At 70.1% G+C, this 22,128-nt stretch carries 20 protein-coding genes; 6 read left to right on the top strand and 14 right to left on the bottom strand.

What is annotated here, in order from left to right; genetic code table 11:
* Nucleotides 1–17: 17 nt before the first annotated feature.
* Nucleotides 18–914 (top strand): LysR family transcriptional regulator, encoded by an 897-nt coding sequence (locus SSPN_RS0140025; protein ID WP_029536203.1) that lies wholly within the window; start codon nt 18–20, stop codon nt 912–914.
* A gap of 80 nt (nt 915–994) precedes the next feature.
* Here the strand turns inward: SSPN_RS0140025 and SSPN_RS0140020 are convergent, their stop codons facing one another.
* From SSPN_RS0140020 to SSPN_RS0139995, 6 genes are all read right to left on the bottom strand, one after another.
* The gene (locus SSPN_RS0140020) at nt 995–2,530 is read right to left on the bottom strand and encodes a serine/threonine-protein kinase (protein ID WP_010316067.1); all 1,536 of its coding nucleotides are present in this window, start codon (nt 2,528–2,530) and stop codon (nt 995–997) included.
* 201 nt (nt 2,531–2,731) lie between these two features.
* Nucleotides 2,732–4,147 (bottom strand): serine/threonine-protein kinase, encoded by a 1,416-nt coding sequence (locus SSPN_RS0140015; RefSeq protein WP_010316065.1) that lies wholly within the window; start codon nt 4,145–4,147, stop codon nt 2,732–2,734.
* 468 nt (nt 4,148–4,615) lie between these two features.
* Nucleotides 4,616–5,374 carry a hypothetical protein gene (locus SSPN_RS0140010; RefSeq protein WP_010316063.1) on the bottom strand — a complete coding sequence of 253 codons (759 nt, stop codon included), beginning with the start codon at nt 5,372–5,374 and terminating at the stop codon, nt 4,616–4,618.
* A gap of 136 nt (nt 5,375–5,510) precedes the next feature.
* Nucleotides 5,511–6,449, bottom strand: coding sequence for a hypothetical protein (locus SSPN_RS0140005; RefSeq protein WP_029536202.1), 939 nt, complete (start codon nt 6,447–6,449; stop codon nt 5,511–5,513).
* Between the two features lie 34 nt (nt 6,450–6,483).
* Nucleotides 6,484–7,212: a PIG-L deacetylase family protein gene (locus tag SSPN_RS0140000; protein WP_029536201.1), complete on the bottom strand. Its 729-nt coding sequence runs from the start codon at nt 7,210–7,212 to the stop codon at nt 6,484–6,486.
* A 191-nt stretch (nt 7,213–7,403) separates the two neighbouring features.
* The gene (locus SSPN_RS0139995) at nt 7,404–7,703 is read right to left on the bottom strand and encodes a hypothetical protein (protein WP_337466402.1); all 300 of its coding nucleotides are present in this window, start codon (nt 7,701–7,703) and stop codon (nt 7,404–7,406) included.
* Nucleotides 7,704–7,948: 245 nt separating this feature from the next.
* On the opposite strand from SSPN_RS0139995, the gene SSPN_RS0139990 reads away from it, so the two are divergent.
* A complete protein-coding gene (locus SSPN_RS0139990; protein ID WP_029536200.1) occupies nt 7,949–8,743 on the top strand; it encodes a 3-hydroxybutyrate dehydrogenase in 795 nt (264 codons plus the stop codon).
* A 119-nt stretch (nt 8,744–8,862) separates the two neighbouring features.
* Here SSPN_RS0139990 and SSPN_RS0139985 read toward each other — a convergent pair whose 3' ends face one another.
* Together SSPN_RS0139985 and SSPN_RS0139980 are read right to left on the bottom strand one after the other, a co-directional pair.
* Entirely contained in the window at nt 8,863–9,168 is a 306-nt protein-coding gene (locus tag SSPN_RS0139985; RefSeq protein ID WP_010316053.1) for a chorismate mutase, read from the bottom strand.
* 302 nt (nt 9,169–9,470) lie between these two features.
* Nucleotides 9,471–10,172 (bottom strand): DedA family protein, encoded by a 702-nt coding sequence (locus tag SSPN_RS0139980; protein ID WP_010316052.1) that lies wholly within the window; start codon nt 10,170–10,172, stop codon nt 9,471–9,473.
* Nucleotides 10,173–10,552: 380 nt separating this feature from the next.
* Between SSPN_RS0139980 and SSPN_RS0139975 the strand changes: the two genes are divergently transcribed.
* Nucleotides 10,553–13,036 (top strand): UvrD-helicase domain-containing protein, encoded by a 2,484-nt coding sequence (locus SSPN_RS0139975; protein WP_010316050.1) that lies wholly within the window; start codon nt 10,553–10,555, stop codon nt 13,034–13,036.
* Nucleotides 13,037–13,052: 16 nt separating this feature from the next.
* Here SSPN_RS0139975 and SSPN_RS62005 read toward each other — a convergent pair whose 3' ends face one another.
* Nucleotides 13,053–13,385 carry an NUDIX domain-containing protein gene (locus tag SSPN_RS62005; RefSeq protein WP_272941803.1) on the bottom strand — a complete coding sequence of 111 codons (333 nt, stop codon included), beginning with the start codon at nt 13,383–13,385 and terminating at the stop codon, nt 13,053–13,055.
* Between the two features lie 130 nt (nt 13,386–13,515).
* Nucleotides 13,516–14,433: a LysR family transcriptional regulator gene (locus SSPN_RS0139965; RefSeq protein WP_010316043.1), complete on the bottom strand. Its 918-nt coding sequence runs from the start codon at nt 14,431–14,433 to the stop codon at nt 13,516–13,518.
* A gap of 176 nt (nt 14,434–14,609) precedes the next feature.
* Between SSPN_RS0139965 and SSPN_RS0139960 the strand changes: the two genes are divergently transcribed.
* On the top strand, nt 14,610–15,632 hold the full coding sequence (locus SSPN_RS0139960) for a beta-propeller fold lactonase family protein (protein WP_010316041.1): 1,023 nt from the start codon (nt 14,610–14,612) through the stop codon (nt 15,630–15,632).
* On the opposite strand, the gene SSPN_RS0139955 is transcribed toward SSPN_RS0139960, so the two are convergent.
* From SSPN_RS0139955 to SSPN_RS61230, 3 genes are all read right to left on the bottom strand, one after another.
* Nucleotides 15,596–15,946, bottom strand: coding sequence for a VOC family protein (locus tag SSPN_RS0139955; protein ID WP_029536199.1), 351 nt, complete (start codon nt 15,944–15,946; stop codon nt 15,596–15,598). The genes SSPN_RS0139960 and SSPN_RS0139955 overlap by 37 nt on opposite strands.
* A gap of 342 nt (nt 15,947–16,288) precedes the next feature.
* The gene (locus SSPN_RS0139945) at nt 16,289–16,498 is read right to left on the bottom strand and encodes a hypothetical protein (protein WP_010316037.1); all 210 of its coding nucleotides are present in this window, start codon (nt 16,496–16,498) and stop codon (nt 16,289–16,291) included.
* A gap of 144 nt (nt 16,499–16,642) precedes the next feature.
* Nucleotides 16,643–18,283 (bottom strand): class I SAM-dependent methyltransferase, encoded by a 1,641-nt coding sequence (locus SSPN_RS61230; RefSeq protein WP_010316035.1) that lies wholly within the window; start codon nt 18,281–18,283, stop codon nt 16,643–16,645.
* A gap of 91 nt (nt 18,284–18,374) precedes the next feature.
* On the opposite strand from SSPN_RS61230, the gene SSPN_RS0139930 reads away from it, so the two are divergent.
* Nucleotides 18,375–18,842 (top strand): GbsR/MarR family transcriptional regulator, encoded by a 468-nt coding sequence (locus SSPN_RS0139930; RefSeq protein WP_029536198.1) that lies wholly within the window; start codon nt 18,375–18,377, stop codon nt 18,840–18,842.
* Between the two features lie 226 nt (nt 18,843–19,068).
* On the opposite strand, the gene SSPN_RS0139925 is transcribed toward SSPN_RS0139930, so the two are convergent.
* A complete protein-coding gene (locus SSPN_RS0139925) occupies nt 19,069–19,890 on the bottom strand; it encodes a M23 family metallopeptidase (RefSeq protein WP_237710966.1) in 822 nt (273 codons plus the stop codon).
* A 478-nt stretch (nt 19,891–20,368) separates the two neighbouring features.
* Here SSPN_RS0139925 and SSPN_RS54100 point away from each other — a divergent pair, with 478 nt between their 5' ends.
* Nucleotides 20,369–22,090 (top strand): hypothetical protein, encoded by a 1,722-nt coding sequence (locus SSPN_RS54100; RefSeq protein ID WP_148272124.1) that lies wholly within the window; start codon nt 20,369–20,371, stop codon nt 22,088–22,090.
* Nucleotides 22,091–22,128: the final 38 nt, after the last annotated feature.

Here is a 22,128-nt window from a genome sequence, read left to right as displayed (position 1 = left end):
TGCTGTATCGTGGAGTCGTGTTGGACGTACGCCGGATGCATGTGCTGCGCGCCGTGGTCACCAGCGGCTCGGTCAGCGCGGCCGCGACGAACCTCGGGTACACCCCGTCCGCGATCAGCCAGCAGCTGTCCACGCTGGAGAAGGAGGCGGGCACACCGCTGCTGGAGAAGGTCGGGCGCGGGCTCCGGCCGACCCCGGCGGGCACCCTGCTGGCCGAGCGCGCCGGGCGGATCGCCGAGCTGCTCAGCAGCACCGAAGCGGAGCTGGCCGACATCCGCGCCGGGCGCACCGGCCTGCTGCGGGTGCGGTTCTTCCACACCGCCAGCGTCGGGCTGATCCCGCCCGCGGTCGCCAAGTTCCGGGCCGAGCATCCCGAAGTCCAGCTCGACCTGCGGACGCAGGAGGTCGGGCCGCTCGACGAGGTGGCCCGCGGCGAGGCCGACCTGGCGATCATCGTGATGGGGCGAGCGGTGCCCGAACGACGCGGGGTGCGGATCGTGCACCTCGGCGACGACCCGTACCGGCTGGTGCTGCCGAAATCGCACCCGATGGCCGCCCAGGACTGCGTGGACCTGGTCCAGCTGGCCCGCGAATCCTGGATCAACAGCGCCGTGACCAGCGATGACGTCTGCTCGATGCTGCTCAGGGACGCCTACGCCAGCGCCGGGTTCACGCCCAAGGTGGTGCTGGAGACCGACGGCAGCTACTCAGCGCAGGGCTTCGTGGCCGCGGGACTGGGCGTCGCGCTGGTCCCGCGCCTGGGACTTGACGTCGTGCACCCCGGAGTGGTGGTGAGGCCGGTGCGCAATCCGGAGCCGGCCCGCCGCCTGTACGTCGCGGTGCGGGAAACGGTGGCCGACCGCCCGGCCACCCAGTCCATGCTCAACACCCTCCTGGAGATCGCCCAAGCCTGAAAACCTGTTCCGGGCTCGCTCTCGTGGCGCACCCGCACCGCTGCGCAGAACGAGTTTGGAAACAGTCTCTGGCGGGGCGGTCAGTTGCGGCGGTCGGTGTTGATCAGCGGCTTCCCGTCGGGCGTGGTGACCATGCCGAGCACGTGCGACTCGGTGATCTTGCTGTGGCCCTTGGTGAACTGCAGCGTCACGAACACGTTGGCCCCGGACTGCACCGGCTCGCCGATGATCTTCACGTTCTCGATCGTCTTCCAGAACCCCTCGTAGCGGTCCTTGCCCTGCGACTGCAGGTTCGGCCCCAGCAGATTCCAGGCCTGGTCCAGCTTGCCCGGCACCAGCGAGTAGTACTTGCGCACCACGTCCACGATCTCGTCCGCGGACGGCTGCCGCATCACGCTGGTCGACGGCGGGGAGCTGCTGGTGGTCGCGGCCTCGGAAGTCGTCGTCGCCGTGGTCGTGGTCGCCGTGGTCGACGAGGCGCTGGTCCCCGGGGGCGTCTGCGGCGGGGCGGACGGATCGGGCTGCCCCTGCGGTGTTCCGTCGCCGAAGGCGTTCGCGGCGAGTACCCCGACCAGCACCGCGACCACGATCGCCACCCCGACCCCCACCAGCCACAACGCGATCTGGCGGTAGTTGCGCCGCGGTGCCACCTGCTGCGCGGGCACCGCGCCACCGATCATGGTGGGCGGATTGGCCGCCGGGGGCGGACCCATCCGGTTGCCCGCAGGTGGCGTGCGCGGCGGTGCGGCCTGCGGCCGCTGCCAGCCGCCGTTGGGCGAAGTGTTCGGGATCGGCCGCCCGTCGAGCACGGCCTGCAGCAGCTCGCGGGCCTGCGCCATAGTCGGCCGGTCGACCGGGTCCGGGCGCAGCAGCTGCATCAGCGCCGGGGTCATCGGCCCGGCCTGCTGCGGCGGCTCGATCTGCCCGCGCGCCACCCGGTGCAGCAGGCTGATCGCGTTCTCGTCCACCCCGAACGGCGGCCCGCCCTCGATCGCCGCGTACAGCGTCGAGCCCAGCGAGAAAACGTCGGAGGCAGGCGCCGGATCCCGTCCCAGCGCCACCTCCGGCGCCAGGTAGGCCGGGGTGCCGGCGAGGATGCCGCTCTTGGTGACCGCGACATCGCCGATGGCCCGGGAGATGCCGAAGTCGGTGATCTTGGCGATGTCGTTGTCGCCCAGCAAGATGTTGCCGGGCTTGAGGTCGCGGTGCACGATGCCGGCCATGTGCGCCGCGGCCAGCGCCCCGGACACCTGCACGCCGATCCGCGCCACCTGCAACGGCGGCAGCACGCCTTGCTCCTCGATGACCGACGAGAGGCTTTGCGACGGCAGGTATTCCATGACCAGGACCGGCTGGCCCTCGTCCTCCGCGACGTCGAACACGACGATCGCGTTCTGGTGCTGCAATCGGGCGGCGATGCGACCTTCGCGCATCGCCCGCTGACGGGCTTCTTCGGTTTCTTCGGGGGTGTAACCGGGCTGCAGCAGCAGCTGCTTGACTGCGACCGTGCGGTGCAGGCGCTCGTCAACGGCCTGCCACACCACGCCCATGGCGCCACTGCCGATCTGCTGCTGCAAGCGGTACCGGCCCGCGATCAAACGACCTTCGGCGCTCACCGGTGTCTCCTGGTACTGGCTGTGCCTACTTGGACAGTACTGACCGGACCCCCGTGGCCAGCTTTCACCCGACGGTGTGCAACGTTACTGGGCGTCTCGCACCCGATCGCACACCGGGGCCACCCGTGCCCGAACACACTCGTGGCCGGGGAGCTCACCGCGTGGTGAACGCCCCGGCCAGCCCGTGTCCGCGAGCGGATCCTACTCCCCGGACCCGGTGCTGTTCGGCTCGCTCGTAGGCGTGTCGTCGGGTTCCGTGGTGGGCGTCGTCTTCGACGTGGACGGCGGCGTCTTCGTAGTCGACGGCGGCGTCGTCTGCGGTGTCGTCGACGGTGCCAAGGTGGGTGTGTTGGTCTTCGTGCTCGGGGCGTTGGTCTTCGTCGCGGTCGGTTCTTCCTCGCTGGTGGTCTCCGGCGGCGGCGGCGGAGGCATCGGGTTCACCTGCGAGGTCGTCGTGTTCCCGGCGTTCTCCGGCGGCTTCTGGCTGTTCATCAGCGCAGAGGTCACCAGCACCGCGATCACCGCGACGGCCACCAGCGCGATGCCCGAGATCACCACGGGCCGCTTGCTCTTGCGCGGCTTCTCGTAGATCGCCGCGTCGCCACGGTTATCGGAACCCATGTACGAGGTGGCGTCCTCGTAGGCCTGCTCGGAGTAGGGCTCGTCCTCGTAGTAGGACGCGACGGTGGTGCCGTTCGAGCCGACGACGCTGGTCGCGGCCAGATTGGGCTGGCTGGACTCCGGGGTCAGCGCAGGCGGGATCGGCGCCGCCATAGTCGGGACCGAGGTCACCGAACCGCCGTCGGCCACCGCCTGCAGCATGTCCCGGACCTGGGCCATGTCCGGTCGGTCCTCGACGCGGGCAGCCATCATCGCCATCAGCGGCGGCACCATCGGGCCGGCCTGCTGCGGCGGCTCGATCTTCCCGGCGGCCACCGCGTGCAGCAGCGCGAGGGTGTTCTCGTTCAGCCCGAACGGCGGGCGGCCCTCGATGGCCGCGTACAGCGTCGCGCCGAGCGAGAACACGTCGGAGGCGGGAGTCGGCTCCTGGCCCATCGCCACGTCGGGGGACAGGTAGGCGGGCGTGCCCGCGAGCATCCCGGTCTTGGTGACCTGGACGTCGCCCTGCGCCCGCGAGATCCCGAAGTCGGTGATCTTCACCTGGCCGTTTTCGCCGAGCAGGATGTTGCCGGGCTTGATGTCGCGGTGCACGACACCGGCGGCGTGCGCCGCACCCAGTGCCGAGGCGACCTGCGCACCGATCCGCGCCACCTCGCGCGGCGGCAGCGGCCCGTGATCGGACATCATCCCGGCGAGGCTGGTGGACGGCAGGTACTCCATGACCAGGACCGGCTGACCCTCGTCCTCGGCCACGTCGTACACCGAGATGGCGTTTGGGTGCTGGAGGCGGGCCGCGATGCGGCCTTCCCGCATTGCCCGCTGCCGCGCTTCCTCGGCCTCACCCGGATCCAATCCGGGCTGCAGCAACAACTGCTTGACCGCGATTGTGCGGTGCAGGCGTTCGTCGACACACTCCCACACCACGCCCATCGCGCCACTGCCGATGCGTCGCTGCACTCGGTAGCGTCCGGCGACCAGGCGACCTTCGTCGCTCACCGACGTCTCCCCGTACTGCTATCGATGCTCAACGGGCACCGCATGAACCCGGGAGGATCGTCCCGGGCACGGCCCCACCAAACATCGGCGGATTAGGCGGGCCGGCTCCGGCCCCCCGATATGTACACGTTCTCGACGCGGTCCGGTTGGCCGAATGGCTCGAATCGAACCGCGATACGGGAGCCTAGCCCACGCCGTGTTGGCGTAGGCCCGAAGTCGAAAAGATCGGTGCAACCCAATCCGACGTTACGCTGCCGACCTCGTGCGGTCGGCCGAACCGGATCCGTCTCACAGCCTTTCCGCTGGTGATGTTGGGCCTATCGGGTCCGCCGAGGCGTTCGCGCGGGGACGTGTGCCAGTTGCACGGAGCAACGATATCGCTGCTGTCCGATTCATCCCGGTACAGCGGCGGGCGTTTCCGCGGGCTCGGTCGTTGTCGCATTGTTGTGCGGAACCGTTCCCGCGCCGCTACCAGGGAGAGACGTGCCGGGCGCCGAGCAGTTCGGCCTCGACGATCTTCGGGTGGGCACCCGATTCGACGGTGAGCAGCTGGCGGAGCACCACCCGGTGCCCGTCTGGATAGCGGGCCTCGACCTCGGCCAGCACCACGCCGACCGACCTCGTCCGCGCCCGCAGCTGCAGCGATTCGACGGCTTCCCACCCCCGGACCAGCTCCGCCCGCTGCCCGGCGAGCAGCCCCGGGGCCACCAGCCGCGCGGCCGAGCTCGGGTCGTGCTGCAAGCGGCGGTAGAACTCGTTGACCAGGCTGAGCGCCGATCCCTGGCTGCCCGCCGCGGGGTTGGCGGTGGTCTGCTCCCCAGGTTCCGGCGCGTCGGTGGTACCACCCGAACCGGCCGCTGCGGCGAAGCCGCCGTTGTCGGTGAACGGCCAGCCGGCGTTGCGCACCAGGTCCGGTCGAAGCGCCGACGCGCCGTCAATCGGGGCGGCGGAGGAAGCGGGGTGCGGCTCGGCGGCAGGTTCCACGATGATCTTCGCGCCTACCGAAGCGGCCCCGAGGAGCAGCAGAGCACCCAGCGAGCCGAGGACGATCCGGCTGCGCAACGGCAGCGCGGCATCCGCCGGATCAGGCGTCTTGAGGAGTTGGTCGGCGAGGCGCTCGTGTTCCGGGGACAGCGGGATCCGCTTCATCAACTCGGCCACGGTGATCGCGCCCGCACCCGAGTCGGCGTGGTCGTTGCGTCTGCCGGTCGAAGGGTGATGCTGCACTTGCTGGCCCGTCCTCGTGAGTTGGCTCCGCCGAACTCGTACCGCGCCGATGCCCTGATCGAGAAGCCTTGCCGTCAAGTTCACCGGAAGGGAACGTTGCGAAGTCTCGAACGGGGCAGTGGATCAGGATCCGTGATCAGGAGGTTCGTTTGTCGGAGGTGATCAGCGGTTCGTCCTCCAGTGTGTACCGCAGTTCCCGGCGCTGGGTCCGCACGGTGCCGTCCGTCATGGTCACCCGGAGGGTGTGCACCGTGCTGTCCGGTGTCGCGTAGCCGTCTACGATCTCGACCGACTCGGTACCCGAGTACCGGGCGGCGAACGCCTCGTAGCCCTCGGCCCGCAACGATCCGGTGGTCATCGAGTAGGCGTCCCGCAGGTCGCTGCGGCTGATCGCGGCGTAGTACTCCCGGCTGCGCTGCTTGATCGCCTCGGTGTCGCCGAGCAGCAGCTGCGGGACCGCGAGCGCCCGCGTCCCGCTGGTCGAGGTCGGCGCGGCGCTGGAGGTCGACCAGCCGGGCATGCCTGGAGCCGGAACCGTGCCGCTGGCGGAGCTCGACGGGCTCGGGGCGCCTTCGGACATGGCCATCGGCGGCAGCGCCTGCACCGAGCCCGTCGTCCGCACGGCCTCCGGCCGGGTCGGATTGCCGGTCAGGTAGTACGGGTCCGAAGGCGGCAGCGGCGGGTAGTCGCCGCCGCGCGGCATGCTCGGCAGCTCCAGGCCCTCGATCGTCGTCGTTCTGTCGGCCAGCAAGGTCGTGACGAACATCAGCCCACCCAGCGCGGCGGCCGACGAGGCGATCGCGAACCAGGCCGCCTGCCGCCAAGTCCGCGGCGGGGTGACCGAGGCCGGGACCATGCCCAGGTCGAACTTGTGCAACCCGCCCACCGGCACGGTGTCGACCAGCGGGTCGGTCACCAGTCCCGCGGCGAGCGCGTGCGACGCCTGGCGCTGGCGGGGCACCGGTGTCCACGAGACCGCTGCTCCGGTCTTGCGGTGCCGGCCGTGCGCGGGCGGTTCCGGCGTCGGCGGCCGGTCGAGCTGGTCGTTCCAGCCGAAGGTTCTGCCGCTGTGCATCGGAGGTCTCGACTTTCTGCGACTCGCGGGGAGTTCACGACGTGTCGACTACGTGGAATGCCTCGGCTAGTCGACCGGCCATGCCGTGCCGCTCGGCCGTCCGTGCGAGGTGCCGCCGGATCATGCCCTGGAGGTCGTCGAGATGCTCGGTTTGTGACCGGTGTGCGGACAGCGCCGCGAGCTTCGCGTCGAAGAAATCGGTGATGTCGACCGCATGGTTGATCCGTTCTTCGGGTGATTCCGACATCCACAGCTCGCTCACCGTCCACGGCTGCAGCCCTTCTTGCAGCAACTCGGGGTGGGCGAAGCCGTTGCGCGCGTCCGGGTAGATCGCGGCGAGGGTGGCCTCGCCGACCGCGCGGTGGTCCGGGTGCGAGGTCGGGAGGTGGGCCCAGTTGATCTCCGGGGAGTGGCTGATGACCCGGTGCGGGCGGACCTGGCGGATCACCCTGGTGATGTCCCGCCGCAGCTGCAGGTTCGCGGTGACCCGCCCGTCCTCGTAGCCGAGGAACTGCACGTCGGTGACGCCTACGGCGGCCGCGGCGGAACGCTGCTCGTCCTGCCGGATGCGCGGCATGTCCGCCCGCGGCGTGTCGTCGAAGCCCCCGGCATCGCCCGCGGTGCACACGCAGTAGGTGACCTGCACGCCGTCGGCGACCCAGGAGGCGATGGTGCCCGCGGACCCGAAGTCGACGTCGTCGGGGTGCGCGGTGACCACCAAAGCGCGCCGAGCTGCTGTGGACGCTTCCGGCGAAGTGGTCATGGTCACAGCCTAGGGGGACAGGCGCCACGACTCCGGTGCGGGGTCGAACAACTACTCATTGTGACCAAAAGGCATTTCGGTGCGCTGCGGTGCGGGTGAAAGGCCCACTGTTGCTCGCGCGGATAGGCGCGCGGCGTGCTTCATCACGCCCGGCGCCAGCCGTCACCGCGCGACGCGACCCCGAGCGTCGATCAGAACTGCCCCTTGCGGAACTTGCCCTGCGTGGACTGCAGCGCCTTCAGCGAGGCGACGCCGCCGCCCCCGCCGAGCAGGATCGCGACGATGTCCGCGCTGGGCGAGTCGCCGATGCTGATCAGCAGTGCCAGCAGGGTCACGCCCAGGCCGACCCCGGCGATCGGGAACCGCTTCCGGGCGAAGTCGACGGCGGGCTGGCCGCCTGCGCGCTTCTTCGCAGCCGAAGTCAGCATGGCGAGGTAGCCCGCGTGTCCGGCGGCTACGAGCACGCCGGCCAGTGTCACGAGAAAGGCCACTAGACCGAGAACCATGACCACAGTCTGCCTTGTTTCCCCCGTGCCCGGTATGGGTGATATCCCGGATATACCTCGCAGGCTGCTGCAGGTAGCCGAACGCCGGGGGTTCCGGGGTGGCGTCGGAAGTTCCGCCGAACGCACTACTGCGGAAAACGCCCGGTCAGCAGCATCGCCGCGGTGGCAGGCGGAAAAGGTTGTGGTTTGGCCTGGATTGAGACTGGACTCACGCCCTAGGTTCTCAGGCTATGAGCGATCGGTTGGCCGGGTCGGTTGGTGCGAGCTCTGCGCGATCCAGCGGCCTGGACCTGGGGGACAAACGAGCAGTGGTCACGGGCGCGGCGAGCGGGATCGGCGCGGCGGTCGCCCGCCGATTGGCCGACGCCGGGGCCGAGGTGGTCGCGGTGGACCGGGCGGAAGGGGTCGAGGCGGTCGCGGCCGAGATCGGCGCCGAGGCCAGAGTCGTCGACCTCGTCGACCTCGACGCCGCCGCGGAGTTGGGCGCCCAGGCGGACATCGTGGTCAACAACGCGGGCTTCCAGCACGTCGCGCCGATCCACCGGTTCCCGGCGGACACCTTCAGCACGATGCTGCGGGTGATGGTGGAGGCGCCGTTCCGGATCGTGCGTGCCGCGCTGCCGGGAATGTACGACCGGGGCTGGGGGCGGATCATCAACATCTCATCCGTGCACGGTCTGCGCGCCTCGCCGTTCAAGAGTGCCTACGTGACCGCGAAGCACGCGATCGAAGGGCTGTCCAAGACGACCGCGCTGGAGGGTGCGCCCCACGGCGTGACATCCAACTGCGTCTGCCCGGGTTTCGCGCGGACCCCGTTGGTGGAGCGCCAAGTCGCGGAGCAGGCGGAGCTGCTCCGGGTGCCGGAGGACCAGGTCGTCGAGGACGTGCTGCTGGCCCGCACGCCGATCAAACGCCTGGTGGAACCGGTCGAGGTCGCCGAGCTCGCGGTGTGGTTGTGCGGACCGGGCACGACGTCGATCACCGGCGCCTCGTTCCCGATCGACGGCGGCTGGACCGCGCACTGAGCTCCCCGCTGCGGCACCGGTGGGATCCGCCGGTGCCGCTTTGGGCAGGTGGGTCTCGTCCGGTCGTGGACGCGTTGGGGGTGCGCACGACCGACGACTGCGCCTGCGTCGTGGGTTCGTCAGTGGCCGAGACGGCCGCGGCCCAGGCGCAGCAGGATCATCGCGAGTTCGCGGCCTTCCGGCCCGAGCTCCCGGTAGCGCGCGAGCACGTCCATCTCGCGGTTGTAGACGATGCGGGGTCCACCAGCCGCCATCCGGGCCTGGCCGACCTGTCGGGAAACCTCGGCGCGGCGCTTGACCAGGCGCAGGATCTCGGCGTCCAGGTGATCGATCTCCTCGCGGAAGTTGCTGATGGCCTCCGCGGCGGCCTGCTTGGCCGAGGCGGACTCGGACTGCTGCTGGTCACCGTCCACAGTGGCGTTCATCGGGCGTTGTCCTCCGGCTTCGGCCCCTGCCCCAGCCCCGGAACGCGCGAACGCCCCGAGTCCGAGGACCCCGGGGCGTCGTAGTGGGATTTTGAGCTCACGCAGCTACGGGCACCGGACTCCCGGTCCCGTAGAAAAACTCGTAAGTCTGCGTTTGCACGCGCTCAGTCTGCCATAGCTGGCATCCCGTTTGCTGTGACGTGGGCCACTCATTCCAACGAGTGGACTCCAATCAATTCGATCACCAGTTCGAGTTATTCCCCTGGATTGCGGCGGGGCCGGCGTGGATCTTGGAGCCATGACTACCGAACCTCGTGCCCACCGGCACCCCGAACGGCACCCCGACCGGGCTCGACGTCGACCAGCTCGGCAGCTCGTCGAGCGGACTGCCGACGCGTGCTGCGGATCACGACGACGCCCGCCGCCACGCCGCCCGCACAAGTCAACGCCAGCACCGTCCAGCCGTAGCCGACCGCCCGGGCGGCCTCGCCGAGCGCCACCGCGACGGCGGTCTGCGCCCCCGCCCACAACACGGCGCCGAACGCCGAGAGCCCCAGGAAGCGGCGGAACGGCAACCGCAAGGTGCCCACCACGGCCGGGACCACGGCGTGCACCACGGCGACGAAGCGCGTCGTGATCATCGCGCGCCCGCCGGTGTCCTGCACGACCGCCTCGGCGGCCTGCCAGCGGTGTGCGCCGATCTTGCGCCCGGCCCACGTGTTGCGGAGCCCGGGGCCGATCAGGCGGCCCAGCCAGCAGCCCCCGCTCTGCCCGATGACGTTGCCCACCACCGCCGCGGCGAACAGTGCCGGTGCCCACCTGACGCCCAAGACGGCGACGGTGAGCAGCAGCGTTGCTTCGCCCGGGACCAACAAGCCGATGAAAATGGAGGTTTCCAATGAGAGCAGGACCAGGGCCAGCAGCACGCACAGCCACGGGTTCAGCGTCGCGGCCCACGCGATGACGTCCCGGATCGCGGCATCGATCTGGTTGACCCACTCCATGTGCGGCTCATTCCGTTTTGTGGCGGGTACGGCGGTCGGAATTCACCGTCCAGGCCTGCTGCGCGGGGCGGATCCGGGTATCCCCTGGCTGCCCCCTGAACCTTTCGGGGTCCAAGGGGCGGTCCGGGCAGGTCGGCGGGGCCTACCAGTGGGGCCGATGCGGGGACTGCGGGGACTGCGTTGGGCACGGCGGAGCTGCTTTCCCTTCGTCACAAGGGCAACAGCCGCCGCTGCCATGCTCGACGCATCATCCGCCCAGGCAGCTGCAGCCGGTGCAGCGGCTTGGAGCCGCGCGGACCGGCTCGTGCGGCGGTGCGATCTGTAGCCCCGGGCACCGGGATTCGGGTTTTGTCTGGGCTCGCCGGTAACGTGGAGCAACGATGAGCACCCCACTCGACCTCCAGTGGCAGAGCGATCTACCGCCGCACGGATCGCTGCAATCGGACGAATCCGGGCGCGCCTCGCGGTCCGGTCCGGATCCGGACACCCTGCTCGCTGGTCTGAACCCGCAGCAGCGCGACGCCGTGGTGCACACCGGCTCGCCGCTGCTGGTGGTGGCGGGTGCCGGGTCGGGCAAGACGCGGGTCCTGACTAATCGGATCGCGTACCTGCTGGCGGGGGGCGCGCACCCGGGCCAGATCATGGCGATCACCTTCACCAACAAGGCCGCGGCCGAGATGAAGGAACGTGTCGTCGAGTTGGTGGGTCGGCGGGCCAACGTGATGTGGGTGTCGACGTTCCACTCGATGTGCGTCCGGGTGTTGCGCCGCGAGGCCAAGGCGCTGGGCCTGTCGTCCAACTTCTCGATCTACGACTCGGACGACTCCCGGCGGCTGATCACCATGATCGCGCGAGAGCAGGACCTGGACTCCAAGCGCTACCCGGCGCGCACGCTCGCGGTGCACATCTCGAACCTGAAGAACGAACTGCTGTCCCCGGAGACCGCCGCCGAGCAGGTGGGCAACGACATGGAGCGCAAGGTCGCCCAGGTCTACGCCGCCTACCAGCGCCGGCTCGTCGACTCCAACGCGATGGACTTCGACGATCTGATCATGCGCACGGTCGAACTGCTGCAGGAACACCCCGCGGTCGCGGAGTACTACCGGCGGCGCTTCCGGCACGTGCTCGTCGACGAGTACCAGGACACCAACCACGCGCAGTACGTGCTGGTGCGTGAGCTGGTCGGCACCGAGGCGACCGACAGCGGCATCGAGCCCGCCGAGCTCTGCGTGGTCGGTGACGCGGACCAGTCGATCTACGCCTTCCGGGGCGCGACGATCCGCAACATCGAGGAGTTCGAGCGCGACTACCCGCAGACCAGGACGATCCTGCTGGAGCAGAACTACCGCTCCACGCAGACGATCCTGTCCGCGGCGAACGCGGTGATCCGGCGCAACCCGAACCGGCGCGACAAGCGGTTGTGGAGCGACGCCGGGGACGGCGAGCAGATCGTCGGCTACGTCTCGGACAACGAGCACGACGAGGCGGCGTTCGTGGCCGGCGAGATCGACCGGCTGGTGGACGAGGGCGACGCGACGTTCAACGACATCGCGGTGTTCTACCGAACGAACAACCAGTCCCGGGTGTTCGAGGAGGTGTTCATCCGGCTGGGCCTGCCGTACCGGGTCGTCGGCGGGGTGCGCTTCTACGAGCGTCGCGAGGTGCGGGACGCGCTGGCCTACCTGCGGGTGCTGGACAACCCGGACGACACGGTGAGCTTGCGCCGCATCCTCAACGTGCCGAGGCGCGGCATCGGGGACCGGGCGGAGGCCGTGGTCGCCGTGCACGCCGAGCAGGAGCGGATCTCGTTCGCCGCTGCGCTGCGGAAGGCGGCGGCTGGGCAGGTCCCGCTGCTCAACACCCGGGCGCGCAACGCCATCTCGGGTTTCGTGGCGCTGCTGGACGAGCTCCAGGCGGTCGCGGCGGAGTCCGATGTCGCCGAGATCCTGGAGCAGGTGCTGGAGCGCTCCGGCTACCGCGCCGAGCTGGAGGCCAGTGACGACCCGCAGGACGCCACGCGGGTGGAGAACCTGACCGAGCTCGTGACGGTCGCGCGGGAGTTCACCGAGATCCAAGCGGGCGCTCCGGTCGGCGAGCCCGCGGCCGAGGTCGACCCGTCGGCCGAGGCCGTGGTCGCGGCTGCGGTGCCAGCGGCGGAGGACGCGGAGGAGGCGGCGCTGGGGCTGCCCGCCGACGACTCGCTGTCGGCGTTCCTGGAGCGTGTCTCGCTGGTGGCGGACGCGGACTCGCTGCCCGAATCCGGCGACGGGGTCGTCACCCTGATGACCCTGCACACCGCGAAGGGCCTGGAGTTCCCGGTGGTGTTCTGCACCGGCTGGGAGGACGGGGTGTTCCCGCACTCGCGGGCGCTCGGCGACCCGGCCGAGCTGGCCGAGGAGCGGCGGCTGGCGTACGTGGGCATCACCCGCGCCAGGCAGCGGCTGTACCTGTCGCGGGCGCTCATGCGTTCCGCGTGGGGGCAGCCGATGACCAACCCGGCTTCCCGGTTCCTCACCGAGATCCCGGACGAGCTGATGCACTGGCGCCGGATCGAACCGGAGCGCGCCGCACCGCAGGTGCGCAGCACCTGGGGCAGCCGTGGCGGTTTCGACCGCGCCGGCTCGGATTCGGCCCAAGCCGGGCTGGCGGCGCGCGGGATGCGCAGCACCGGCATGAAGGGCTGGAAGGACACCGTCGCCATCAAGCTGGCCGCCGGTGACCGGGTCACCCACGACAAGTACGGGCTGGGCACGGTGCTGTCCACCGACGGTGAGGGACCACGGGCCACCGCGACGATCGACTTCGGCAGCTCCGGCACGGTCCGCTTGATGCTGATCGGCAGCGTGCCGATCAGCAAGCTCTGATCCGATGACGGGCAGTTCATAGTCCTAAGTGGACGATATTCGGGTTCGCGCTCCGGCCCGCCACCTTCCCCGGTTCGAGGACCGATGGCTCGCCGGTGGGGTCCACGAGGTGGTGCAGCGGGACGAAGTGCAGCCCCTCGGCGGCGAAGACGTCGCTGGTCCAACCGATCGGCGTGCCGGCGTTGGCGACCAGGCCCGTTTCCTCCGCCAACTCGCGTGCGGCGGCGCTCTCCGGTGACTCCCCGCTCCCCGGGGTCGTCCTTGCCGCCGGGGACCGATCATTCCCCGGCGTCGTGCGCCCCCAACCGCCGTCCCAACAGCACCAGGCCGTCGCGAACCACGACCGCACTGGTCCCGACGAATGGCCCCGGCAAAGGCTGATCAGCACCGGATTCCACGGACGCGATCCTCGCGGACCCACCGCATGCGAGGCGAACTAACTCGCGGTGCCCGGAGGGGAGGTGCCTGGAGAGGATTGGTCAGGAAGCCGCAGCACCGGTGGAAGCGGAGTCGCCGAGGCTGGCGATGGCATCCCGGATCCGAGCCCGCAGCCACTGGTGGGCCGCGTCCGCGTCGTTGCGGGGGTGCCAAGCCATGCCCACCTCCGGCGCCGGGAGGTCCAACGGTACTTCGAAGGTGTGCATGCCGAGACGTCGCGCCGCGGATTCCGTTGTGAGGCAGACGAGATCGGTCTCCCGGGCAAGCAGCAGTGCGGCGGTGTGGCTGGGCAGCACGACCGAGACCCGCCGCTGGATTCCCAACGCGGCCAATCGCTCGTCCATCGGCCCTCGCGCCTGACCGCGCCGCGAAACGCTGATGTGCTCGGCCGCGCCGAATCGCTGCGGAGTGACCGGACCGCGAGCCAGCGGATGTTCGCAGCGCACCGCGCCGACCAGGCGCAGCGAGATCAACGGTTCCGTGCGGGTTTCGGGATCGAGGTGCTTGAGCACCCCGAGTTCGACGTCGATCAGTCCGTCGCGCAGGGCGGAAGTGCCCTCCGAGGCTTCGGAAGCGAACCGCATAGTCACTCCCGGCGCGTCGCGGCCGGTCGCCGCGAGCAGCCTGGGAGTCAGTGCGTCGACCAGGAGATCGCTGGCCTGCAAGGTGAAGGAGCGGGACAGCGAAGCGGGGTCGAACGGGGCGTCGCGAGTGAGCAGTGCGCGCGTTTTCTCGATAACTGCATGCACGTCGTCTCGCATCGCTGCGGCGCGTGGCGTCATCACCATGCCTTGACCGGCGCGCACCAGGATCGGGTCGTGCAGCACGCGGCGGATCCGGGCGAGCGTTCGGCTCACGGCCGCGGGCGAGGTCTGCAGCTGTTCTGCGGCACGCGTCACGCTTTGCTCGCGCAGCAGCGCATCCAGCGCGACCAGCAGGTTCAAGTCCAGCGTGGACATTCAAACTCCACTATGACGTCGCTCACAGTTGTCGCGAAGGTTGTTCGCCACCAGCAGTATTGCGCGTCGAGCAAGGGTTGCGTGCCGACTTTGCTATCGCGGCAACGATTTTCCCGGCCCAAGGTGGAGATGATCCCGCACCAGCGGGCGCCTCTCGACCTGAGGAGAACCGACCGATGCGCAACGGCGACGTGCTGGTAGTGGTCAGCCAGAGCGGCCCCACCGCGAGCTTCTTCGACGCGATCACCTACCAGCCGCTCGGCATCCTCGAACTGCCCTCGGAACCGCACGAGCTCTGCTTCGATCCCGAGCACCGGGTGCTGTACTGCACGATCACCTACCGCTCGGGTTACTACGACGAGAACAGCGGCCGAGCCCACGAGATAGTGGTCATCGACGCCGATGCGCGCGAGGTCGTCGATGTCGTCGACCTCGCGCCGGAGCACGGCCCGCACGGCCTGGCGCTGGACGCCGAGAACCGGCGGCTGTACGTCAGCGTCGAGGCCGGGCCCGCGGGACCGGGCGGCGTGCTCGTGCTCGACACGAAGACCCGCAAGCAGGTCGGACGCATCGACACCGGAGCGCCGGGCCCGCACTGGTTCGTGATCACACCGGATGGGCGTCGCGGTTACGCCAGCAACAAGGAAGCCCCGTTCGTCTCGGTGGTCGACCTGGAGACCGACCGGCTGGTGCACCAGGTGCCGGTACCGGGCAGCGAAGGCATCGCCGCCACCCCGGACGGCAAGCACATCTGCGTGGCCACGCCGAAGGCCGGGCTCGACGCGCCGACCAGCATCGAGGTGATCGACACCGAGACCAACGCCGTCGTCCGGACGATCCCCACCGAGGGGCTGGTGCTCCCGGTCCACATCACCAGTGCCGGGGTCCTGCTCATCGGCGAGTCCCGGTTCGCCGGCGGCTCGCCGTTCGGCCGGCAGGAACCCGGGCGGCTGCTGGGCTACGCGCCGGGCACCTACGAACCGCTCGGTAGCGTCGAGGTGGGCACCTTCCCGCTCACCATCGCGTCCTCGCCCGACGGCACGCGCGCCTACGTTTCCGCCGTCGCGTCCTCAACGGTCTCCGTCATCGACCTCGAAACCCATCGGACGGTGGCTACGTTGCCGATCGATCGGCGCGGCGAGGCCGGCGCGCACGGTCTCGCTTACATCCCGGCAGGTCGGGGGTGCTTGGGCTCGTAGAGCCCGATCTCGGCACCGCTGGGCAGGCGGAGGGCGGTGAGCAGTCCCCAGCCCTCGTTGCTGACCGGTCGGGTGATCTCGACGCCGCTCTCCTGCAGTTCACCGATGGTGACCGCGATGTCGTCGCACATCAGGTAGAGCTGGCAGGTGGGCTCCTCGTGGGTGGGGTGGGTGGCGAGTTCGGCGGGCGGCAGCCCGAAGATCAGCCACCCGCCCCCGGCGTCGACGGACTCGAACCCGAGCACGTCGCGGAGGAACGCCCGATCCCGCTCGGCGTCCCGGCTGAACAACAACAAGTGCGCCCCGTTGATCATCGCCACCACCTCCTTACGAAACCGTGCCACGCCGAGGGGCAGGGCGCCGTTCCACGCGCTGCGAGCGCATCGAGCGGGCATCTTCAGAGGCGTGCGGGCAGCGCGCTTCACAACGCGATCAGCGCCTCGGTGCGCTCGGACCGCGCCGGGTCATCGTCGCAGGCCAGGGCCACGCGGTGGATCTGCGCATCCATTCCTGGCACGAGCAGCTCGCGGTCAACTCGTGGTCCGGCCCGCCGATGGGGCGCCGGCGGAGTTGGTTCGCTATCTCCGGGGTCAGCGAGTCGAACAACCGTCGGAGCCGCCCGACCCCTCGGCGGTCCGCGGAGTGTGCTCGAAAAGTTACGGTGTGCAGGCCGGAGTGCCTGGCGCGGACATCCAGCACGCGACCACCAGCACGCCGACCACCAGCACGCGCACCACCTCGCTCCACCGCGGAGGCGGGTCTGACATTTCGCGCAACAACCCGGCCAGATCGTCTTCGAGCTGCTGGAGGTGCTGCTCGCTGAGCGACTGCAGGATGGCGCGTTTGTTCGGTACGTACTGGTCCACCGAGGCGGTGGAGACCCCGGCCCGTTCGGCGATGCGACCCGTCGTCGCGCTGAGCCGTTCGCGCTGAAAACCCGGCCGTCGGGCACTTCCCGATCGAGTCGCCCGGCGTGCACCGGCACTTGGACTTGGCGCCGTCCTGCTGAGTCAGAAGCGGTAGCGGAGCATCCGGCCCAGGCGGCGGATGGCGGTGATGCGTCCGGACGCGCGGAAGGCGGCCCGAACGGGCTGCGGGTAGCGGTCCAGCTCGGGCGCATCGGTGAACGACCACTCCGTGACCAGCCGCAGCCCGGGCACGCTGGATTCCAGCGACTGCGGGTCGTCGATGCCCCAGTGCAGGTGCGCCCCGGCGTGCACCACCGCCGGGTTGAGCCGGTTGGACACCCGGACCCCCAGGCTGCTGAAGGCGTCGAAGAGCAGCTCCCCGCGGGGGAAGTGCTCGGTGATGCGGCGCAGCAGCGCGAGACCGTCCACTTCGGGCAGATACATCGTGAGTCCTTCGGCGACCACCAGCACCGGCCGGTCGCCGGGGATGTCGTCGAGCAGGTCGGGCGCGGTCACCGACGAGCCGATGGTGTGGTGGTGCGGGCGTTCCGGGAAGAGACGCCGGCGCAGCTCGATGACGTCGGGCTGGTCGATGTCGTACCACTCGACCCCCTCCGGCGGGTCTATCCGCTCGAACCTGCTGTCCAGCCCGCAACCCAGGTGCAGGACGGTCATGCCGGGCCGCAGCGCCTCCTTGACCCAGCGGTCCAGCGCATTGGCGCGGATCACCACCGAACCCGCGTTGCGGGCACCCATCTTGAACTTGCCGAAGTCGAAGTCGATGCGCTGCACGGCCTCGTCGGCGTACCGGTCGCCGAGCATTGGCTCGGCCGATCGGTTGTCCAGCGCGCGCAGGTAGAGCGTCGCGAGCATGGTCGCCTGCGCCCCGGTCAGCTCGACCTTCTCCTGCTGCTTGTACTCGAAGCTGTAGCGCAGCAGCCGCATGGCCTTGCGCAGCGGCGGAAAGGCGTTCATGAACTTCGCGATCGCCAGGTCGGTCGCGTCCATCTTCGCCAGGCCCGGCAGATCCATCATCGGCAGTTCCTGCCGCAGCCGGAGACCGGGGACGCGCAGTTCGAGGGCGTGCGGATCGCCGATCCCCCAGTGGAACTCGGCACCGGTCCGTTGCAGGAACCAGGAGTAGCGGGCGGCCCGGACGGTCCACGGCAGCACCGCGTCGAACATCATCTCGCCGACCTCGAAGCGCTCGACCAATCGCCGCAGCAGGTCCACGCCGTCCGCTTCGGTCAGGTACATCGTCAGTCCCTCGGCGATGACCAGCGTGGGCCGCCCTGTCGGGATCTCGTCGAGCCAGTCCCGATCGGTCACCGACGCCGCGATCGTGTGGTAGTTCGCCCGGGCCTGCGGGTAGAGCCGGTTCCGCAGTTCGATCACGTCGGGCTGGTCGATGTCGTACCAGTGCGCGCCAGCGGGGATGGCGAGCCGGAACGCCCGGCTGTCCAGGCCGCACGCCAGGTGCAGCACCACCGCGTCGGGGTGTTGCGCGAGGTAGTGCGCCGCCCAGTCGTCGAGCTGCTTGGCCCGCAGGACCACCGCCATCCGGTCCCCGGAGCCGAGGTGCAGGCCGCGGAAGTCGAAGTCGATGCGGTCGAGCAGTCGATCCGCGGTCTCGTCGCCGAGCACCGGGTCGGGCCTGCGGTTGTCCAGGGCCCGGGCGTGGAGGGGGCCGAGGAGCGTCTGCTGCGCGCCGGTCAACCGGATCTGTTCGGTTCGTTCGGTCACGCTGTCAAGCTACAGTGATTTCACAAATTCGTGAAATAAGGAAAACGTTAAAATCTTTCAGGTGATCGATGCGGCTGGTGAGGATCGGAACATGACGGAAGGCTCCGGCGACGAGTTGCCGCGGTTCGTCGAACGGTTCGCCCTAGACCTGACCGGCGTCGGCTTCCCGCGCATGGCGGCGCGCGTGCTCGCGAGCCTGCTGGTCGCCGACGAGGGGCGGCGGACGGCGAGCGAGCTGGCCGAGGTCCTGGACGTGAGCCCGGCCGCGGTGTCCGGAGCGGTCCGCTACCTGGTCCAGGTCAAGCTGGTGGTGCGGGAGCGCGACCCCGGCGAGCGGCGCGACCATTACCGGGTGCTGGACGACGTCTGGTACGCCAGCATCATGCAGCGCGATGCGGAACTGATCGGCTGGGAACGCACCCTCGCCGAAGGCGTGGCCGCAGTGGGCGCGAGCACGCGGGCCGGGCTGCGCCTCGACGAGACGCGGCAGTTCTTCGAGTTCCTCCGCGCCGAGATCCCGGAGCTCATGCAGAAGTGGCGCCGGCAGCGACGGCCGTAGCCGCGCCAGCCGCGCCATTCCGCGAGGTCCGGGATCTCAGGTTTGGTCTGTTTTCAAGCGGCACCAGCCGCCTAGCCCACCTAGCGCACCGCCGCGGATTCCCAGAGGTCGTCTGGAGAGGACAGCCCCGACGTGGCGCATTGGTCCATGAGTCGGCCCGGAATCCAGACGGCGGCTGAGAACCCGCTACCGGCATCGCTGCGCAAACTGAGCTGGGGTGCAAGGTTTACGCGGGCGAGATCCCTCGGGCCTGCATCCAGGGCAGCGGGTTGATCTTCTTGCCGCTGGTGTTCCACACCTCGAAGTGCAGGTGCGGGCCGGTGGAGAAGCCGCGGTTGCCCATCGTGGCGATCTGGTCGCCGGCCTTGACCTTGGTGCCCTGCTTGGCCGTGATGGTGTTGACGTGCCCGTAGACGGTGATCGTGCCGTCCTCGTGCTGAACCCGCACCCACAGGCCGAAACCGCTGGCCGGGCCCGCTTCGATCACGACGCCGTCGGCGACGGAATAGATCGCGGTGCCCTTGGCGTTGGCGATGTCGATGCCGTAGTGCGTGGTGCCCCAGCGGCCACCGAAACCGGAGGTGAATGTGCCGGCGGCGGGGATGACGTATTTGGGTGCCCGCGCCGCTTCCTCGGCGGCGATGCGGGCCGCGTCGCGCTCCTGGGCGATCCGCTCGCTTTTCTCGAGCTTCTCCATCTCGGAGCTGACGTCGGTGGCCTTCGCCACCGGGAGCATCGCCGGGGCCGGGGCGCTGCCGCCGACTCCGGTGTAGGTCTGCTCGGCCATCGCGGTGTTGAACGAGGCCGAAGCGTCAGAGGGGTTGAAGTCGTCGTGGTCCGGGGCGGCGTGCCCTTCACCTGCGGCCATCGATTGCCCGGCGGCTGCGAAGGCGCCAGCGGCGACGGCAGCGACGACCACGCGGCCGCGCCACACCGATGCGGGTGAGGAGCCCCGGGTCTTCGCCGGGTTACTGGAGGGGTCGTCGGGGGACGCCTCCGCGTAGCCCGGGGAGTGTTCTTCGCCGCCGGGGGAGCGGTGTCGAGCCAATGCCTGCCCTTCCGTCTCGGGGAGCCGGATCACGTTCCGGGGCGGGGATCCCGGGGGCCGGTCGGGGAACCGGCCGAAGGTTGTCCTTCGTGATCAGACCGTGACAACGGACCGGGGGACAGTAACCAAGCTGATCCCCTAGGGGCAAATCCCCGTCCGTGGTGTCTTGGACACGGAGTGTGTTCGGAAGATGGTCCGCGGGCCTCATTGTCAGGCGTGCGCGGATACTGGGCGTGGTCGTCGCACAGCGAAGCTGCCTGCGGCTTCGTGATCGACGCGGGGCGGTTCGATCGGGCCTTGGCGGGCTCCGGGCTGCCTCGATCCAGGCAGCTCGCGGTAGTGAGACGTGATGCGAGTCACACTCGAAGAGCCGCTTGATGGGCAACCGCAAGTGCTCCGTTCGGTGGGCCCTAGGGGACGTCCCGGAGGGTGTGACCGGCGGGTGGCATTCGCGCCCGGGGTTGCTAGCGTCTGCGCGGTGACTGCGCGGCCCGACCTCCCGTCCGGCGGTTCCTCGGCTCCCGCCACGAATCCGCAGCCCGACCCCGATCCCGATCCCCCGATGTGGCTGAGAGCGGCGATCGTCGTCGCCGCCGGCAGCTCCGTGCTCGTCGGCCTGGGGCCGCTGCTCGGGCTCGTCGTTCCCAGCGCTCCCGCCGCATTCCTGGCATGGCCGCTCCTGCTGGTGCTCACACTGCTCGCCCCCGCGATGGCGTTCGTCTTCGCCCGGCGCGGGCGGCTCGGGGCGGCGGCAGCCGTGCTCGTCGGCCCAGCGGCGCTCGCTCCCGGCCGATTGGTGCTGGACCTGCAGTTCGTCGTCGACGCGGGGCTGGCCACCCGACCCGAACTGCTCCGGGTGGAAAGCCTCGACTCCTTCGCCCCGTCGACCGGGGTCTGGCTGCTGATCGCCGGGCACGTCGCGGCGATCATCGCCGGTTTTCTAGCGGTCCGGGGTGTCGAGCACGGCGACGAGGGCACCGGTTCCCACCGGCAGGGCCTGCTCACGCTCGTGCTGTGCGCCGGCGTGATCGCTGCCGTCGGCGTCCTGATGGCACCGTTCGTCTCCGACGATCCATATCTACTGCCGAACCCGGCCCTCGACGGACCTGTAACGGTGCTGATCGGCAGCTTCCTGCTCGCCGTCGCAGTGCCGAGCGCCACAGGATTCCTGGCGGGCTCCACCGACCCGGAGTTCGCCCGCGGCGGGCTGCTCGGCGTGGCCGCCGCGGTGGCGTGCGTGGTCGTACCGCCACTGGTCGCGGCGGCGGTGCTCGACGACATCCGGTTCGCCTGGGGGCCCGTGTTCGGCCTGGTCGCGGCGATCGCGTTGGTGGTCCTGGCAGTGCCAGCGGGACGAGCCGGATCCGCCGAGCCGGTCGACGACCTGCGCCTGCCCGCGCTGACCCGGTTGATCACCGTCTCGGCCGCGCTCGCGCTGGCGGCCGGCGCGTTGGCGCTGCTGGCGGCGGCGGTGCCGCAGGTGGAGATGCCCTACGGGCTGCGCGACCCGTCGCCGTACCCGGCGCGGATGTTGTGGCCGGCCGGGTTCCTGCTGGTGGTGCTGGGGGGCGGGCTGCTGCTGCCGCGCGCCTCCAGGTGGCTTCGCCCGATGCTGCCGGTGGTCTGGGTGGTGATCCCGTTCGCGGCGGCCGGGGTGCTCGACGCGGTGTTCACCGCGGTGCAGGCCGCGGACGCGCAGGCCGGAATCGGTGCCTGGGCGGCCGGGATCGCGGTGCTGTTCGCCGCGCTCGCGGCGGTCGTCGCCGGCATCGCCGGTGCGGTGGAGCGCGACGAGGTGGATCTCACAGAGATCGCGATGCACCGGTTGGTGCTGTTCCCGTCGCTCGTCGCGCTGCTACTCGCGGCCGGTGCGTTCAGCTTCCCGGTGGTCACGGCCCCGGACTACGCGGCGCCGGGGGTGTTCACCGACTTCGGGACGACATCCTGGGGCCTGGTGGTCGCGCTGGCCGCGGTGGTCGGTGCTGCGGTGTTGGCCCCGATGTGCCGGCCCGCCCGTGCTGCGGCGCTGCTCATCGGAGCTGCGCTCGTCGTGGCGGTCCGGGTGCTGGAGTTCCCGCTGACCGCCGAGCGGTTCCCGGGCGCGGCGCCGGGCCTGGGGCTGTGGTTCGGCGCGGCCTGCGCGGCCGTGTTGCTCGTCACCGCCCTCGCCGCGGCCCGCGTGTCGCAGGACCGGCACTGACGAGGAGCTTGCCTGCTCAGGGCCCGCGAGTGCTTTTC

It is taken from the genome of Saccharopolyspora spinosa NRRL 18395 (assembly GCF_000194155.1).
Classification (GTDB): Bacteria; Actinomycetota; Actinomycetes; order Mycobacteriales; family Pseudonocardiaceae; genus Saccharopolyspora; species Saccharopolyspora spinosa.
The sequence above is the reverse complement of the archived record's forward strand: the minus strand, read 5'-3'. Positions and strand labels throughout refer to the sequence as shown.

What these genes read in the sequence shown, in the direction of transcription:
- SSPN_RS0139965 (WP_010316043.1), bottom strand. Translation starts at nt 14,433, where the DNA reads ATGTCCACGCTGGACTTGAACCTGCTGGTCGCGCTGGATGCGCTGCTG.
- SSPN_RS0139990 (WP_029536200.1), top strand. Translation starts at nt 7,949, where the DNA reads ATGAGCGATCGGTTGGCCGGGTCGGTTGGTGCGAGCTCTGCGCGATCC.
- SSPN_RS0139960 (WP_010316041.1), top strand. Translation starts at nt 14,610, where the DNA reads ATGCGCAACGGCGACGTGCTGGTAGTGGTCAGCCAGAGCGGCCCCACC.
- SSPN_RS0139975 (WP_010316050.1), top strand. Translation starts at nt 10,553, where the DNA reads ATGAGCACCCCACTCGACCTCCAGTGGCAGAGCGATCTACCGCCGCAC.
- SSPN_RS0139985 (WP_010316053.1), bottom strand. Translation starts at nt 9,168, where the DNA reads ATGAACGCCACTGTGGACGGTGACCAGCAGCAGTCCGAGTCCGCCTCG.
- SSPN_RS0139930 (WP_029536198.1), top strand. Translation starts at nt 18,375, where the DNA reads ATGACGGAAGGCTCCGGCGACGAGTTGCCGCGGTTCGTCGAACGGTTC.
- SSPN_RS0139980 (WP_010316052.1), bottom strand. Translation starts at nt 10,172, where the DNA reads ATGGAGTGGGTCAACCAGATCGATGCCGCGATCCGGGACGTCATCGCG.
- SSPN_RS0140005 (WP_029536202.1), bottom strand. Translation starts at nt 6,449, where the DNA reads ATGCACAGCGGCAGAACCTTCGGCTGGAACGACCAGCTCGACCGGCCG.
- SSPN_RS0140000 (WP_029536201.1), bottom strand. Translation starts at nt 7,212, where the DNA reads ATGACCACTTCGCCGGAAGCGTCCACAGCAGCTCGGCGCGCTTTGGTG.
- SSPN_RS0139955 (WP_029536199.1), bottom strand. Translation starts at nt 15,946, where the DNA reads ATGATCAACGGGGCGCACTTGTTGTTGTTCAGCCGGGACGCCGAGCGG.